Origin of the sequence: Paenibacillus sp. FSL R7-0333 (assembly GCF_038000365.1) — a bacterium.
GTDB classification, from domain to species: domain Bacteria; phylum Bacillota; class Bacilli; order Paenibacillales; family Paenibacillaceae; genus Paenibacillus_AQ; species Paenibacillus_AQ silagei.
The window spans coordinates 6824086-6840799 of record NZ_JBBOBZ010000001.1 but is presented as its reverse complement, the minus strand read 5'-3'; the positions used below and the strand labels follow the sequence as shown (position 1 = coordinate 6840799).

Below are 16714 nucleotides of genomic sequence, written 5' to 3'. Positions count from 1 at the left end.
AAGTTCCAATGGACATGTGTATAAAAAAGGTGGTAAATGCTGTGGAGCATACAGTCAAAATTCGAGACGAGATAGCGGCGTATCTCACAAAACATAAACTGTCTATTAATCAGTTTGCGATTGCCAGCGGAATTCATTCCGGCACACTGAGCCGTGTGATGAAAGGGCAGCAGGCTTTGGCGATGAATCATTTGATCCGCGTGACAAGCGGGATGGGACTGCCAGAGGATTACTTTTACAATATGTATGTGGATGAATGTTTATACGATTCGACACCGACTTGGCGGCGCTTGCGGCCATTCCTGCTGCAATGCGCGGCATTATCGCGTCTGGATTGTATAGAGCAGGTTGTGCAGAATTTACTCGATAATCTGCTGTATGCACCGTTGCTGTTCGAGGTTGCCGAGGAGTTATTTGAGCAGGAGAACTGGCAGGCCGCAGCATTAATCTATGAAAATGTGGGGGCCAGCGAGAAATATCAGCACTCTGAGCGCCTGGCGCTCTGTCAATACAGGCTGTTCCTGATTAACCTCGGGGATGATCCGCAGGGAAATCTAATTGCTGCTACGTTATTAGAGAATTATGTTGATAAGCTGGATGAAGTCAATCAGTTGGATGCGCTGAAAGAGTTGGCGGATATCTATCTTGCGCTTCAGAAATGGGACAAGGTATCTGAGGTTGTAGAAGAAATGCTCCGAGTGGCCTCCGTCCATTATGACCTTCATGGTGAATCAGGCCGTAAGCATAGAGATCATAAGTTATATAAAAGGCCTCTGTATACATATATATTATATGCTCAGCTTATGAGATCCTGTGTTTATGAAGAGATTGGAGATTACAAAACTGCACTCGATATGATACCTATATATATGGATCATAGCTGGATACGGGAAGATGACGAAGAAGCATGGCGTATTAAGGCTCAATATATAGACTGGGGAACGGCTAATACGTATCTTTACCGCTTAATGGATGGGCAGATTGAGGTTCTTGATGCATATGTCGAATACATCTCAAATCACGAAAATGAAATATTCATGGCGCTGTTCAAGATCGTTCAAATGGCTAATCAGTATAAGTGGGACGTGGATCATGTTTTACAGAGATTTGCGGATTATATTCCGTACCGGAAGATTTATAGTATCTTTGGTGAACATAACAAATTCCTCCATGAAAAAAACTACACCCAATTCTGCAGCGAGTTAGCAACCTACTATCTCACCCGCAAACGGTACAAAGGCGATGATGTGATTATGCAAAGCGTAGACTTATCCGCCAAATTAGACAGTGAGCAGCAGGTGATCCGGGGGACGATATCTGTGGATTTTGAAATTGCCATTTCAGAGTTTCCGAAGTCGGGTTGAAGCACATACAAGCTTCCACGACTATGAATGTGTTATAAAGACAGGCCCATGAACTTGTTCATGGGCCTGTTACATTTTTCTCTGTGTCACCTACCCGCCAATCTGCGACATGCGGCGGGCGGTGGGCGTATGGCTCTGGGCTTTGTGCTCCAGGGCCAGGGCCATTTCATGATTATGCGGCTTGTTGCCAAGCGCCTCGCGGAACAGGGCCTGCACCGCCGCAGGGTCGCTGATCAGCGGGCGCACATTATATTCGTCCTGCCAGTACAGGCAGGCTTTGATGTTGCCGTCGGCGGTTAGGCGCAGGCGGTTGCAATTGTCGCAGAAATGCTCGCTGACCGGATGGATCAGCCCGAAGGTTCCCTTCGCGCCGGTGACACGCCGGTTCTGGGAAGGGCCATTCCCGGAGGGCATATCGGCCTCCTCGGTGGTCCAGCCCGCTTCCTTGCAGGCCTCTACTACAGTCTCCAGCGGCAGATAGGTCTGCCGCCAGGCATCGCTGGCGCTGCCGATCGGCATGTATTCAATGAAGCGAACATTGAGCGGACTGTTCAAGGTCAAGGCGATGAAATCCTTAATCTCGTCATCGTTAATGCCTTTCATCAGCACGACATTCAGCTTGATCGGGGACAGGCCAGCGGCTTCTGCGGCTTCAATTCCCTTCAGTACCTTGGCAACATCACCGCCGCGGGTAATCATCGAGAAGCGGTCCGGCCGCAGCGAATCCAGGCTGATGTTCACCCGGGACAGCCCGGCCTGCTTCAGGATAGCCGCTTTGGCTGGCAGCATCAGCCCGTTCGTCGTCAATGATATGTCATCTATGCCGGGTATGACGGCGATCATAGAGACCAGCTTCTCCAGATCCTTGCGGACCAGCGGTTCGCCACCCGTCAGCCGGACCTTCCGCAGGCCCAGGGGCGCAAGCGCCTCCACCACAGCGGCAATCTCCTCGTAGCTCATAATCTCGTCCTGCGGCTGGAATTGCATTCCTTCGGCGGGCATACAATAGATACAGCGCAGGTTGCAGCGGTCTGTAACCGAGATGCGTAGGTAATCATGTATGCGTCCAAAAGGGTCAGTCAGCGGCTCCATAGCGTTGCTCCTTCACCTGTTGATTTTAGTTTAAATTTTAAAGAAACCATTCCGCCGCGTCAATGCACAGCGGACAATCTAAAGCATAGGGGGACAGAAGGCCAAAGCAGCAGCCTAATTATGACAAAAGTGCGACAATTCCAGGGAATGGTCATAGAATGCTCACCGAAAGCGCTTATCATATTCGATATAATTTAGGTGCGGAAGATTCAAACTTTAGATACTTTTACTTTTGCGAAGCACAGCTATGATACCGGAAGGCTCAGGCGGCGATCCCTAAGGATACCCCGGGTATCCGGCAAACTATGTAGGGAGGATTTGCAAAATGACCATACCAACTGTTCCATCGCTTGTCGTGCCGGAGGCTTGCAGCCGCTGGCTGGAGAGTCGGGGATTAATATATCAGCTGCTGGTGGACTTCTATGGAAGAAAACCATCTCTCTCACTGGTCGCCCAGTGGAGCCGTAACCGTGAGATGAGTGTCGCTGCGGAGATGACCGAAGGCGGCCGTGAATTGAAGCGTTATCTGTGCAGCCAGGAGCCGTCTATGCTACCGGCCATCTGTGAGAAAGAGAAACTCGAATACAAACGTCTGATGAACGAGCGCGCGGTCAGCTCCTTCGTAGCCCGTGAAGCGGCTCAGCTGGGCCGTGAGGAAGAATTCTGCAACGTGCTGTCGGATGTGTACGCTTCGGCGGGGATTGTCTTCAAGAAGTGCAGCGGCGAAGCCGACGACCATATTGCCATTGAACTGGAATTCATGGCCGTGCTGCATGAACGGATGCTGTACAACAGCTTCTCGATCCGCAGTGCGATGGAGCTTCTGGAGATCCAGGAGAGATTCCTTGAGGAGCATCTGCTGAAGTGGACCCCACAATTCTGTGCGAGAATGAACTCTGCCACCGAGAGCCCGCTGTATCTGGGACTCAGCCATATGCTGGAGGAATTCCTGCCGCAGGATCTGCATATGCTGCGTGCCTGGAAGGCTTCGCTGGAGAGCAGTGCGGCGGCGATGGCTTAATAAGCATCCATACTCAATCAATAAGGCGCCCTTCCATAAATCGGAAGAGCGCCTTTTTCTGCTCGCGGGGTCTTGAACTTAAGCTTTCACTTTATAGGTTTTGATTGAAAGAAAATACAAAAAGCGTGTAGGATCGGAGGGGGATTTTGGAACTGTAGGAGCGGTAGCGTCCGCCTTTGTCTCCGGATTTCTACCGCAACAAGCGGTCTAAATCAGGAAATCTGGAGACAACAGCGGCCGGAAGTCCAAATATCCACCGTAGTGACGTCTGAGCTTTACGCTACGTTCTTACGATCAGCTCATATAACTGAAACTGAAGTTCATCCCCTATTTATTCGTAAGTCTTCTTACTCCGAAACTTCATCAGGAACTCATACACCACCGGTACAACGACCAGGGTCAGCAGCGTGGAGCTGACGAGACCGCCGATGACGGTTACGCCAAGCCCCTTGGAGATGATTCCGGCGCTGTTCTCCAGGCCTGTAACCAATGGTAGCAGGGCGCCTATAGTAGCGAGCGCAGTCATGAGAATCGGGCGAAGGCGGGTAGCCCCGGCCTCAAGCAGCGCCTTGCGTGTAGACATTCCCTCTTGTTCCTTATGGATTACCCGGTCAATCAAGACAATTGCATTGGTGACCACGATACCGATCAGCATCAGCGCACCCATCAGTGCGGAGACGTTCAAGGTCTCGCCGGCCAGGAGCAGGGCAACAAGAGCGCCGATGACTGTGAACGGCAGCGAGAACAGGATGGCGAACGGTGCCAGACCGCCGCCGAAGGTGACTACGAGCACGAAGTATACAATCGCAATAGCCGCGAGCATGGCGATGCCAAGCTGTCCGAAGGTCTCATTAATCTGCTCGGTGACTCCGCCGAAGGTGATGGTCACGCCGTCCGGGAGATCAAGAGCCTCTATTTTGTCCTGCACAGCCTTGGAGGCACTATTAATGTCACTGGAGATAATGTCGGCGGTTACCTCGACTTTCATTTTGCCGTCTTCACGGGTAATGGAATCCGGGGACTGGCCCTGTTCGATGCTTGCTACCTCGCCAATCGGTACAGTAATACCCAGTGGAGAAGTGAGCGTGGCGGCCTTCATTTCTTCAATGCTGCTGTAGGAATCCTTGTCCGTCTCAATGTAGACCTTGTAATTCTTGCCGTCCAGCTCTACCTCAGTCAGTACAGGCCGGGTTCCGGCAGGGCTCAGCTTCATCGCAAGCTGTCCGGCCGTTAGGCCCAGTGAGCTAAGCTTGGCCTGGTCAGCGACGATGGTGTATTGATCATAGGCTTCAGAGAGGCTGGTCTTCCCGTCTTTGAAGTTCTTGGTGTCTGCCTGAACGATCCCGGCAATGTCATCGGCTACCGGTTTGAGCTGCTCCAGCGTATCGCCGAAGATGTTAACAGTAAGGGTACTGCCGCCGAGTCCGCCTCCCGCCATGCCGGACAAATCGCCCCACACGCCATCCGGCACCTCTTGGCTCAAGCCTTCAATTAACTTCTCCTTCACGGTATCGAAATCAGGCGTGTTGCTGTCATACGTGACATAGAACAAGCCTGAATTGCCTGAGCCCATTCCGAACGGGCTGCTGCCGCCGATCGAATATTGCATTTTATCAAGATGCTCCTGCGCCAGAATGTACTTCTCCGCCTTCAGGCCCAGCGCCTTCACATCCTCCAGCGTCTGCCCGGCCTTCGGGGAGAAGGTAAGCGTAACATTCTTCTCTTCCTGGGAAGGCAGGAAGCTGACGCCGATCGGCTTAATCAGGAACAGACTGCCTGCCAGCAGCAGTACAGCAACACCCAAGGTGATCAGCTTATGCGAGAGACACCAGTCCAGGATTCGGACATACCCGCCCGCCAATGCGCCGGGCTTGTCTTCGTGACCCTTTTTCCCCTTCTTGAGTCCATTGCGGAACAGGGTATGGGCCAGTGCAGGCACCAGGGTAATGGCAACCACCAGTGAAGCCAGCAGCGCGAATACCATAGTGAGGGCAAACGGCAGGAACAGCTCACCGACCATCCCGCTGACAAAAGCGAGCGGCAGGAAGACGGCAATCGTCACAATGGTTGAGGACATAATCGGCACAAACATCTCACGGGTAGCCGCGCTGATCAGCTCTCTGCCGCGAAGCTTCTCGCCTGTCAGCGTAAGCCGCCGGAAGATGTTCTCAATGACGACGATGGAGTCATCGACTACCCGCCCGATGGCTACGGTCATGGCGCCGAGCGTCATCATGTTCAGCGTAATATCCATTTGCCGCAGGCATAATACTGCAATCAGCAGTGATAATGGAATCGAGATAATAGAAATAATGGTAGAACGGATATTGCGCAGGAACAGCAGGATGATAAGCACGGCGAACAGGGCGCCGAAGGCAGCCTTGGACAGCATCGTGTTCACGGAATCCTCAATCGGCTTGCCTTGATCCAGCAGTACGGTGAGATCCATCGACTTGTATTGTTTCTTCAGTTCTTCTGTCTTGTCCTTGACCCCGTTCACGACATCGACGGTGTTGGCATCATTGGCCTTCACAATCTGAATCCCGATTGATTCCTTGCCGTTGGTGCGGGAGATTGATTCCGATTTGCCGACTACCTCAATAGTGGCAAGCTCACTCAGCTTCACCGTCGGCAGCCCGGTCATGGCGCCAGCGCCAGCGCCGGTACTGCCAGCAGCAGCATTGGTGCCGCCAGCAGCACTAGCACCACCTGAAGCTGCACCGCCTGCTTCCCCGGCTTCCGCACCGGCAGCTCCTGCCCCGGCAGCACCAGGGGCGGAAGGAACCAGCGGAATGCTGACATTCTGCAAGTCCTCCACCGTAGTGATGTTGCCGTCAACGACAACAGCCTTCTGTGACTTGTCCATCTCGAACAATCCGAGCGGAACCCGCAGGGAGGAGGCCTGGATGATGCCTTTGATCGTATCCTCGGTCAGTCCGTACTGCTTCAGCTTCTCCTGATTGAACTTCAGGGACACTTCTTTGACATATTGTCCGGCAATCTGCACAGAGGCGACGCCTTCGATATCCTCCAGCGCCGGGCGGATATCATTCTCGGCAACCCGGGTCAGCTCCTCCAGATCGCCGGATCTCTCGTCAGAGATACTGAGGGAGATGACCGGCAGCGAGCTGAGGCTGAAGCGCGAGATTTGCGGCTTTTGCACCTCATCCGGCAGCTTCACCTCGTTCAAGGCTTCCCGCACTGCTGCTGTGGCATTGTCCAGGTTGGTGCCGTAGTCGAACTCAATGGTGACGCTGGAGGCGTTCTCCAGAGAGGTGGAGGTCAGCATCTTCACGCCGTCTACGTTGCGGAGCTTCTGCTCCAGCGGCTTGCTGACGTCATTCACGACCCCTTCGGGTGCAGCTCCGGGATAAATAGTAGTAATGCTGAGATAAGGGATACTAATGTTAGGCAGGGTCTCCTGCTTCATAGTTAATCCGCTGTACAGACCGGCGAAGACAATAATGATCGTCAGCAGCCAGACGGCGAATTTGTTGCGGAGCGAGAAATTAATTAGGCTTTTCATCAGTAAAAAGAACCTCCAGTACATTTAATCTTGATATTACAGGCGTGCCGCATCTGCGCTTCGCTTAATGAAATCCGCAGGAAGTGTGCATATAAGGAGCGAATACTTTCTTCAATTGACTTAGCTCGCCGGATAGCCCGGGGTACCCCTCAAGATTGGCCAGCATCCCTTGAATGATCGCTTTACGGGGCTGGGAGGTTAGGATCTCGTTCTCCAGAATACTAAGGGACTCCAGGCCGTCTTCGGCATGCTCGTGGTGTATTCCGTCCGCTTCACTGAGCAGGAGCTTCATCGCCTTAATCTGCTGAAGCGGGCTCTGGCGCGTTCCTTCTCCTTGACCCTCGGCCCATCCGGCAAGGACTGCGGAAGAGATCAGAGGGGCGGGCTTCCCTGCAAGCAGGCCGGAGACCATAATGTCCAGCCAGTCCACCAGCCGGTCAGCCAGCTCAGGGATGGAGACAACAGTCTCCTGACCGAACAGCAGCTTGATGCTGGAACTGATCATGCCGTGGCTGAGTACGCACAGCTCGCCTGCATAGGGCAGAATCTCTGGGCCGTACATGAGCTCCAGCTTCTGCTGGAACCAGCGCAGCAGGGCAGCGTTGTTCTGCTTCACCCAATCGGGAATCTCGGCTACACCCCGGCCGGCCACCTCCTGGAATTGGCGCTGCAGGAATTCGCGCAGCTCGTATACATGACTAAGCAGTATTTCGAGCTGGTTCCGCAGCTTCTCCCTGGGCTCTCTGCCTGCTGCCTGCTCCTCCTGCTGCAGCGGATCATGAATCATCCGGAAGCAGTAGATGTATATACTGCGCTCCAGCTCCTCTTTGGATTTGAAGATCAGATACAGACTTCCTTTGGAGATCCCGCATAATTCGGCAATCTCCTGCATGGAGGTGGAGGAGGAGCCTTTTACAGCGAACAGCTGCATGGCGGTCTTAATGATTTGTTCTTTTTTGGTCATGCTTTTAGCGGTCAAGGCGATATAGGCCCCCGTTCTGACTAGACAGTTCTGTATTTGACTGATTGGTCAGTGAGATTATATTATATATCCTGCAGCAATACAAATTTGCAGGTTTCAGTAGGAAGAAACGGATTCTTCATGTAAGATATAAATGTGTCATTTTGGTGAGAATCGGCGGAATGAGAAGGTAGGGTACATATGAGAAGAGGACTGCAGGCTATGGTCATCATAGCGGCTATGCTGGCTTTCTATTATTTTGGATTTGGGATTTTCGGCAGTACAGCCGGAACCATTATCAGTATATTTTCGACATTGACGGTTATCTCTGTCGCGCTGGGGATCTTCATGGAGAACCGCAATCCCTCCACCACAGTGTCCTGGATTCTGCTGCTCGCGCTGATCCCGGTGCTGGGGCTGGTGTTCTATTTCCTGTTCGGGCAGAATGTATTCAAGCGGCGCAAGTATGACAAGAAGGCCCAGCGCGACCTCATGGCCTATGAACGGATTGAGAACGATGCGTTGCGGATGCACCAGGACTGGTCGGTGTTCAGCCCCTCGCAGCAGAAGCTGCTGGGCCTGTCCCAACGGCTAGGGCGCACGCCGATCTCCTTCAATTCAGAGTCGCGCATCCTGACCAACGGGGAGGAGACCTTCGGGACACTGCTGCTGGAGCTGCGGCAGGCGCAGCATCATATCCATATGGAATATTATATTTTCCGGGCGGATCATATCGGCACGCGCATTCAGCAGATTCTGATTGAGAAAGCCCGCGCGGGCGTTGCAGTCCGGTTCATGTATGATGCGGTCGGGAGCATGCAGCTCTCCAGAGCCTTCCTTAAGGAGCTTAGTGATGCGGGGGTGCAGGTGGCTGCTTACGGCAACTCTACCTCCTTTTTCTCCAGCAGGGTGAATTACCGCAATCACCGCAAAATCGTGGTCATCGACGGCGATGTCGGCTTCATGGGCGGGCTGAATGTCGGGGATGAGTACCTGAGCCGCAGCAAGACCTACGGGTTCTGGCGGGATACACATATGCTGCTGAGGGGCGAAGCGGTGCGGACGATGCAGATTATCTTCCTGCAGGACTGGATGCACACGACCGGCGAGAAAATCCTGGAGCAGGACTACCTCTCCCCGCAGCTTCGCTTCACTACCGGAGACGGGGCGGTGCAGATTATTGCCAGCGGCCCGGATAATGAGCGGCGTGCGCTCAAGAACATCTTCTTCTCCATGATTACTACAGCGGAAAAATCCGTCTGGATTGCCAGTCCCTACTTCATCCCCGATGAGGATATACTGACTGCGCTGCGTGTGGCGGCGATGTCGGGGCTGGATGTCCGCCTGCTGTTCCCGGCCAAGCCGGATAAATGGATTCCGTTCCTGGCCTCCCATTCCTACTTCCCGGCGCTGCTGGAGTCCGGCGTGAAGATCTATGAATATGAGAAGGGCTTCATCCACTCCAAGTTGCTGATTGCAGACGGGGAAATTGCTACGATTGGAACAGCGAACATGGATATGCGCAGCTTCCATCTTAATTTTGAGGTGAACGCGCTGCTGCTGCAGACCGAGAGTGTCTCGCGCATTGTTGCAGACTTCGAGCGTGACCTGCAGTCCACGCGGCAGATTGTCCATGAGACCTTCATGGAGAAAAGACTGCTGGAGCGGCTGCTGGAATCCGCAGCCCGGCTGATGTCTCCGCTGCTGTAAGCGGACAAGCAGACAACAAAAAACGGTACCGTCCTTTGGGACATGGTACCGTTTTTTTGTTGTTGTTTAGGAAATTATGATTTTCTTCTGTTGTGGATAAGTGGCGCGCAGGTAATCTCATTCACCCGTAAGGGTGATTTTGTTGTTCCATCAGAAGGTAGTGAATCCAAGCCGGGTCTGTATCCGGTAGAGGATGTATTTCAACCAGGTGACGTCACTCTGATATTCCGTGAGCGGCAGGCTGTATTCAGCGCCCTCGTTGTTCCATAGCCGGTTGAAGTAGCCCTCCACCTCCGCATACAGCGGCTGTTCCCGCGGAACGGATACATAGAGGTCATTCTCCAGGTTATAGTCGTCCAGATTACGGGCTGTGAAGTTCGTTGATCCGCCCAGCAGGGTAGAGTCGCCTGACGCCTTGGCAATGAACATCAGCTTGCTATGATACTGCTCCTCGCCTGTATTGTACCAGCGGATTAGAATATTTCCTTGAGAGCGGCGGTCCAGGTCCATGGCAACGGGACGGTTGGGGATGCCGATTTTGTCCCGTCCGAAGGCATTCTGGTTAGGGTCAAGCAGCAGTCTCACCTGGGCGCCGCGGGCATCTGCGGCAAGCAGGGCATCAATAATTCCGTCATCCGCCAGATAGAACATACCCATCCAGATGACATCCCTGGGTCCTGCCGCAGCGATCCCATCCAGGGCATATTTGTATACCTTGCCTTCGGTCAGATAGCGGACTTCAAGCGAAGGCTCCCCGGCTGCGGCGGCGGGCGGTTTGAATTCAGGGGGCTTGCTCAGCAAGGGGCCGGCTCCCGAGAGATTAGCCGCCGCCTGCTCACTCCGCAGAATATCCTCCTGGATTGGACCCTGCACCTCCAGGGCAATGTTGGAATGATAAGCGCTGGCATCATGCACATTGCCGGAGGAGATCAGGGCGGTGTTCTCGCTGAGCACGACTTTGCGGTGGTTCGCTTTGACATTGAGCAGCTTCAAGTAGGAACGTGCGGTAATGTCCGGTCCTCCGCTGGCCATCAGATTCGGAATCCAGCCGGTGCCGGATTGTCCGAACCACTGGATGAAGGTGCGCCAGACCGCAGAATAGGCAGGAGTCGAGTCCCGCAGACCGTCTACATCCGTCATGATGATCTTAATACCGGCGGCTCTCATCTCTTCCAGGAGGGCATTAGGCGCAGAGCCGTAGTTCGTATTCACCTCATCGGTGATGAAGATGATCTCCATGGCGGGATAGGCGGCTTTCTGGGCAAGCAGCTTATCGGTAAGCTGTCTGCTGACAGCGGGGAACTGCTGGTCTGTATGGGTATAGTTATTGAACAGGAACAGATCGATCACGAGGAACTGTCTGGACTCTTCAATAATCTGCAGGATTCTGGGCAGAATCTGTTCTTCCCTTGCCTGCTTCCCGCTGCTGTCCTGATAGGTCAGATCATGCCAGAAGGCGACCGTACTCACCTTATAAGCAGGGCTCTCCGCAGAAATTCCGGGCGGCAGCGGCTTATGGGTCTGATAGATCATCACCCCGGCCAGCCAGAGGGGAAGAAGGATCAGGGCCAGCAGGAGTCTGGAGCGGCGGCGCAGGAAGAACTGCGTCTGACGCTTGTGGCGGGATGCCGTAATGGCACCTGAAGCCAGCGTGATCTGTAACTTTTCGGGTGTGACGGGATGGCGGCCTTGATTCATAGTTATCCTCCTGGGTCTGCTGCGGGGCTAGAGCGGCTATAGGGTAGCCCGGCATTGTAAATACCTATAACGCCCGCTAAGGAGAAGTGAAGCAGCTGACGGCAAAATCCCTGAAAAATCTAGTGTTGCACAAAGCGCTCCTGTTCATCCGCGCCGTACCTGCAAGCTGCATCATACAAGTTCTGGTGACATAACACAGATGCAATTGTATAATGAGTGTAAATAATTTGTATAAGGTTTGAATCTTCAAATGTATTCAGTGTAAACAGGAAGGCAGTGAGATCCATCGTGTATTCCATCAAACAGGTCGTCGAAATGCTCGATATTCCCTCTGTCACTCTGCGGGCGTGGGAGAACCGGTATGCGGCTGTCGTCCCGGAACGTACCGAGTCCGGCTATAGACTGTACAACCAAGAGAATATTGAGGACCTTCGCTGGTTGAAGGAACAGACCGATAAACCGGGCATCAGTATCTCACATGCTGTGCGGATGCTGAAGCAGCATAAGCAGAAGGACCTGGATGAACGGCTGTCCGTTGCGGGCGGTGACCCCAAGGATGCCTTGGACAAAATGAGGCAGCAGATCTATGCAGCGCTGCTCGACATCCAGGGTGAGCGGGCCGATGCCCTGATCGATTTCGGGTTCTCCCTGTACGGCTATGAGGCGATGGTCCATCAGGTGTTGGTGCCTGTTCTTGTGAAGGTTGGTGATGCCTGGGAGCAAGGGACGGCAACCGTGGCCCAGGAGCATTATATGACACATAGGATCTCGAACCGGCTGTCCCAGTTCTTTCACGTGTTCCCGGTGTATGCCCATCTGCACAAGGTGCTTGCCTTCTGCCCGGCAGGAGAGCATCACCAGGTCGGCCTGCTGCTGTTCTCGCTGTTTCTGCGCAGGAACGGGGTTGAAGTCATCTATCTGGGGGCTAATACCCCCGAAGACGGTGTGATGGAGCTGCTGGAGAAGCAAGAGCGGATCGGAGCTGTCTGCCTATCCGTTACGAATGGTACGCTAGTCCCTTATACGGAGGAGCTGCTTGAACGGCTAGGCAGCTTGTACCCGGAGATGCAGCTCATTGCGGGCGGTAGAGCTTATGAGGCAATCAGCCTCCAGGATACCAACGCCACCTATGTGATGGCGGAGCCGCCGGAGAAATGGCAAGTCTGGTTCGATCAGGAATATGCCGGAATCCGGCATAGGGCTTAGCAAATATAGCGGATTTTAATTGAAGTAGATTCCATAGGAACCGGTCAGAACCCTTGTACAGGGCTGTCCGGTTCTTTTGCTATGGACAAGTCTAGCAACCAAATTGCTGGAAGTCCGGCGGATGATATTTACATGGCCCGGCAAAGTATGTATGATATTTGTATCACTATTGTATAGTTTTTGTATAATGTTTGAACGAAGGAGGACGTCGCTTGATCCGAACCACAGATACCGCAAAAGTCGCAGTAATCGGCGCAGGACCGGGCGGGCTGGCCGCCGCCATGCTGCTTGCCGCCGAAGGATATGAAGTAGATCTCTATGAACAACAGGCAGAAGTTGGCGGAAGATCAGGCGAGCTGAAGCTGGGAGACTACCGTTTTGACCGGGGAGCCACCTTCTTGATGATGCCGCATTTGCTGGAGGAGCTGTTCACTCTGGCAGGGCGTTCGGTGCATGACTATGTCTCGCTTACACCGCTTGATCCGCTGTATTCACTGCATTTTGGAGATACCGTATTTACGCCTTCCACGAACCAGGATCAGACGGCCGAGGAGATTGAGCGGCTGTTCCCGGGCAATGGCAACGGCTACCGCCGGTTCATGGCCGAAGAAGCCGACAAGCTGGAGCGGGTGATCCCGTTGCTGCAGCGTCCGTTCCAATCGTTAGGGGATTATTTTAAAAGAGATGTGCTGCACGCGCTGCCTAAGCTGAACGCTACAGACACCGTATACAACCGGCTGTCCCGTTATTTCGATGATGAGCGGCTGCGGTTCTCGTTCACGTTCCAGGCCAAGTATCTGGGAATGTCGCCTTGGGAGTGTCCGGGCACCTTCACGATTCTGTCGTACATGGAGCACCGTTACGGCCTCTATCATCCGACTGGCGGCATTAACCGTGTGCTTCAGGCTATGGCTGAGGTCATCCAGGAGCATGGCGGGCGGGTCCATACCACAAGCGGGGTGAAACGCATTATCGTCAAGGACGGGCAGGCCGCAGGCTTGCTGCTGGAGAACGGGGAGAAGGTGGATGCGGATTATATTGTGATTGGTGCAGATTTTGGATCTGCAATGACCCAGCTGTTCGAGCCCGGGCTTCTGAAGAAATACACCCCTGCCAAGATTGCCCGTAAAAGATATTCCTGCTCCACCGCCATGCTCTACCTCGGTGTGGATGGAGAGGTGGACCTCAGTCATCATTCGGTTCATTTCGCGGACGATTACCGGCGTAATGTCAAAGAGATCACGGAGCTGGGCGTTCTGTCGGAGGATGCTTCTATCTATATTCATAATCCGTCAGTCATCGATAAGACACTGGCGCCTCCCGGTAAGTCCTCGCTCTATGTGCTGATGCCGGTGCCTAATCTGAGTGCCGATATCAACTGGGAGCAAGAGCGTGCTGTGGTGGAGGACTGGATGATGGAGCGGCTGCAGCAGATCCCGCAGCTTGCCGGAATCGCCGGACGCGTGGAAGAGAGCCTGTTCTTCTCTCCGCTGGACTGGCAGAACCAGCAGAATGTATATAACGGGGCCACCTTCAATCTGGCCCATAATCTCGGGCAGATGATGCATCTGCGGCCGCATAATACCTTTGAGGAGGTACGCGGCATCTGGCTGGTCGGCGGGGGAACCCATCCGGGCAGCGGCCTGCCGACGATCTTCGAGTCGGCCAAGATTAGCGCACGGCTGCTGCGGGAGCATGACCAGGCTGTGCGGGGGCGGTTCACCGTACAGGCGGGTGCGCCCGGCGCAGGTGCGGGGGTTCCGTTATGAGCCGCATTGCCATCGTAGGCAGCGGAATCGGCGGGCTGACGGCAGCGCTGCTGCTTACCCGTCAGGGACATGAGGTGGTGATCTATGAACGGGCACCCCAAGCGGGCGGGCGTGTGGCCTTTGAAGAGCAGGACGGCTACCGGATTGACCGCGGCCCTACCATCGTGCTGCTGCCGGAGATGCTTCTCGGTATTCTGGAGGAAGGCGGCCTTCCGCGATCCAGCCTGGAGCTGCTGCGCTGTGATCCGCTCTACCGGGTTCACTTCAGAAGCGGGCGTGTGTTAACTAAATTCGCGGATGCTGCGGCGCAGGCGGAGGAGATTGACCGGCTCTATCCCGGAGAGGGCAAGGGCTTCACCCGGTTCATGAAGGACATGGCAGTGCTGTATCCGCAGGGGCGGACGTCGTTCCTGGAGCGGGGGTATGCCAGCGGGCGGGAATTCTTTAGTCCGGCTAACCTGTCGCTGATGGTCCGCCTGCGCGCTTACCGGAATCTGCGCTCTGCGATCGGCCAGTATTTTCGCAATGAGGAGCTTAAGGATGCGTTCTCCCTGCAGAGCCTCTATATTGGAGGAGCGCCCTTCCGCACACCCGGTATCTACACCATGCTTCCTTACGCCGAGCATGCCTTCGGCATCTGGATGCTGAAGGGCGGATACGGGACGCTGCCGCAGATCATGGCCCGGGAGCTGGAAGAACGCGGGGTACAGATTCATACGGGCGCTGAGGTGGAATCCTTGCTTGTTGAAGGAAGCCGCTGCTGCGGAGTTGTTGTTCAGGGGCAGTCGATTCCTTATGATGCCGTTCTGTACAATGGAGATTTCCCGAATGTAGAGCAATTGCTGCCGCCTGGTGTGTTCAAGCAGGAACAGGCACAGCTTGTAACGGCGAATAAGGGCAGATCCGTATCGGCCAAGGCCATAAAACGCGGAAGCTGGAAGCCTTCCTCGGGCTGTCTGCTAATCTATGCAGCTACGGATAAGCGCTGGCTGGAGTCGCTGGTGCACCAGTTCTTCCTGCCGGATAGTCTGAATAGCAGCCTGCATGAGCTGTTTGACCTGGGACAAATTCCCCAGGATTCATCTTATTATGTATTTAATCCGGTAGCGCTGGACGACAGTGCAGCTCCTCCCGGACAGAGCGTGCTGTATTTCCTTGTTCCTGTCCCGGCGGCGCCGGATAAGAACTGGGAGGAAATAGCCGGAGCATTAGCCGATAAAGTCATGGCGGATGCCGAGAAGCGGGGCTTCCCCGGGCTTGCCGCGAGTGTGATCTGGCGCAGGCTTAGAACGCCTGCCGATGCGGAGCAGGAAGGGATGTATGGCGGGGGCAGCTTCGGTATTGCACCGCTGCTGAGCCAGTCGGGGGTATTCCGGCCCCAGCCGAAGCCTTATCCGCTTAAGGGCTTGTATGCCGCAGGTGCTTCCGTCCATCCGGGCGGCGGTGTGCCGATCGTGATGCAGGGAGCGAAGCTTGCCGTTCAGGAAATGATAAAGGAGATGAGCGTACATGGATGAAAGGATACTGCAGCAATGTGAGGAACTGATGAAGAAAGGGTCCACTTCGTTCCATAAGGCGTTTGATGTTCTGCCAAGTCCCAGGCGTGAGGCGGTGCATGTTATTTATGCCTTTTGCCGGATTATAGACGATAGTGTGGATGAGCCGGAAGGCGCGCCATACAGCATTCATGAGCTGCGGGAGCATTTCATGAATCTGGAGCAGGCGGACGGGCATTTCATCTGGCCGGCGCTGCGCTGGCTGTTCAGCAGCTTCCCGCAGCTTCAGCGTGAGCCGTTTCTTTTGCAAATGGAGGGACAGCTTAGAGATCTTACCTTCACAGCCTATGACACGATGGAGCAGCTTAAGGATTACTGTTATCTTGTAGCGGGAACGGTAGGGGAGATGCTGCTGCCTGTTCTGCGGGATGATCAGAGTGAAGCGGCACGGACATCGGGGATTGCGCTGGGGATAGGAATGCAGCTGGTCAATATCATCCGCGATGTGGGAGAGGATCTCAGAAGAGGACGCAGATATGTGCCGCTTGAGGTAATGGAGGGACATGGCTACAGCCAGCGGGAGCTGGAGAACGGAGAGGTCAATCACCGTTTCACTGCCGTTATTCAGGAGCTGCGGACAGAAGCGCTGGACTGGTTCCGGCAAGGACTGGAGCATGTGCATACGTATCCTTTGGAGAGCGGCCTTGCCATTGAACTTGCCGCATCCTTCTATGCTGCTATTCTGGATGCTGTGGAGGCAGACGGGTATGATGTTTTCCGCAAAAGATCCTATGTCACCGATGAAGCCAAGCTCCAGCTGTTCCAGCGTACGGTTGTGCGGTATGCCGGTGCAAGAACTGCGGTGGTCTAA

Annotated in this window: 11 protein-coding genes; 7 read left to right on the top strand and 4 right to left on the bottom strand. The window is 54.3% G+C overall.

The features are described from left to right. Positions 1-41 precede the first annotated feature (41 nt). Positions 42-1364, top strand: a complete 1323-nt coding sequence (locus MKY86_RS29350; protein ID WP_076080854.1) for a helix-turn-helix domain-containing protein — start codon at positions 42-44, stop codon at positions 1362-1364. A gap of 90 nt (positions 1365-1454) precedes the next feature. Here the strand turns inward: MKY86_RS29350 and moaA are convergent, their stop codons facing one another. After that, the gene (gene moaA / locus MKY86_RS29345; protein WP_076080852.1) at positions 1455-2456 is read right to left on the bottom strand and encodes a GTP 3',8-cyclase MoaA; all 1002 of its coding nucleotides are present in this window, start codon (positions 2454-2456) and stop codon (positions 1455-1457) included. 325 nt (positions 2457-2781) lie between these two features. Between moaA and MKY86_RS29340 the strand changes: the two genes are divergently transcribed. Beyond that, on the top strand, positions 2782-3477 hold the full coding sequence (locus MKY86_RS29340) for a TorD/DmsD family molecular chaperone (protein ID WP_076080850.1): 696 nt from the start codon (positions 2782-2784) through the stop codon (positions 3475-3477). A gap of 331 nt (positions 3478-3808) precedes the next feature. Here MKY86_RS29340 and MKY86_RS29335 read toward each other — a convergent pair whose 3' ends face one another. Next, complete coding sequence (locus MKY86_RS29335) at positions 3809-7003, bottom strand: efflux RND transporter permease subunit (protein WP_076080848.1); 3195 nt, start codon at positions 7001-7003, stop codon at positions 3809-3811. A 64-nt stretch (positions 7004-7067) separates the two neighbouring features. Next, positions 7068-7982, bottom strand: coding sequence for a TetR/AcrR family transcriptional regulator (locus tag MKY86_RS29330; RefSeq protein WP_076080846.1), 915 nt, complete (start codon positions 7980-7982; stop codon positions 7068-7070). 183 nt (positions 7983-8165) lie between these two features. Between MKY86_RS29330 and cls the strand changes: the two genes are divergently transcribed. Next, positions 8166-9674: a cardiolipin synthase gene (gene cls / locus MKY86_RS29325; RefSeq protein ID WP_076080844.1), complete on the top strand. Its 1509-nt coding sequence runs from the start codon at positions 8166-8168 to the stop codon at positions 9672-9674. Between the two features lie 150 nt (positions 9675-9824). Here cls and MKY86_RS29320 read toward each other — a convergent pair whose 3' ends face one another. Then, a complete protein-coding gene (locus tag MKY86_RS29320; RefSeq protein WP_083685382.1) occupies positions 9825-11372 on the bottom strand; it encodes a phospholipase D-like domain-containing protein in 1548 nt (515 codons plus the stop codon). 288 nt (positions 11373-11660) lie between these two features. Between MKY86_RS29320 and MKY86_RS29315 the strand changes: the two genes are divergently transcribed. The 4 genes from MKY86_RS29315 (at position 11661) to MKY86_RS29300 (ending at position 16714) form a co-directional block, all read left to right on the top strand. Next, the gene (locus MKY86_RS29315; RefSeq protein WP_076080842.1) at positions 11661-12578 is read left to right on the top strand and encodes a MerR family transcriptional regulator; all 918 of its coding nucleotides are present in this window, start codon (positions 11661-11663) and stop codon (positions 12576-12578) included. Between the two features lie 212 nt (positions 12579-12790). After that, complete coding sequence (locus tag MKY86_RS29310) at positions 12791-14347, top strand: phytoene desaturase family protein (protein ID WP_076080840.1); 1557 nt, start codon at positions 12791-12793, stop codon at positions 14345-14347. Continuing rightward, positions 14344-15864, top strand: coding sequence for a phytoene desaturase family protein (locus tag MKY86_RS29305; RefSeq protein ID WP_076080838.1), 1521 nt, complete (start codon positions 14344-14346; stop codon positions 15862-15864). Before MKY86_RS29310 ends, MKY86_RS29305 begins: the two co-directional genes overlap by 4 nt. Beyond that, positions 15857-16714, top strand: a complete 858-nt coding sequence (locus MKY86_RS29300; RefSeq protein WP_076080836.1) for a phytoene/squalene synthase family protein — start codon at positions 15857-15859, stop codon at positions 16712-16714. The genes MKY86_RS29305 and MKY86_RS29300 overlap by 8 nt, the downstream gene beginning before the upstream one ends.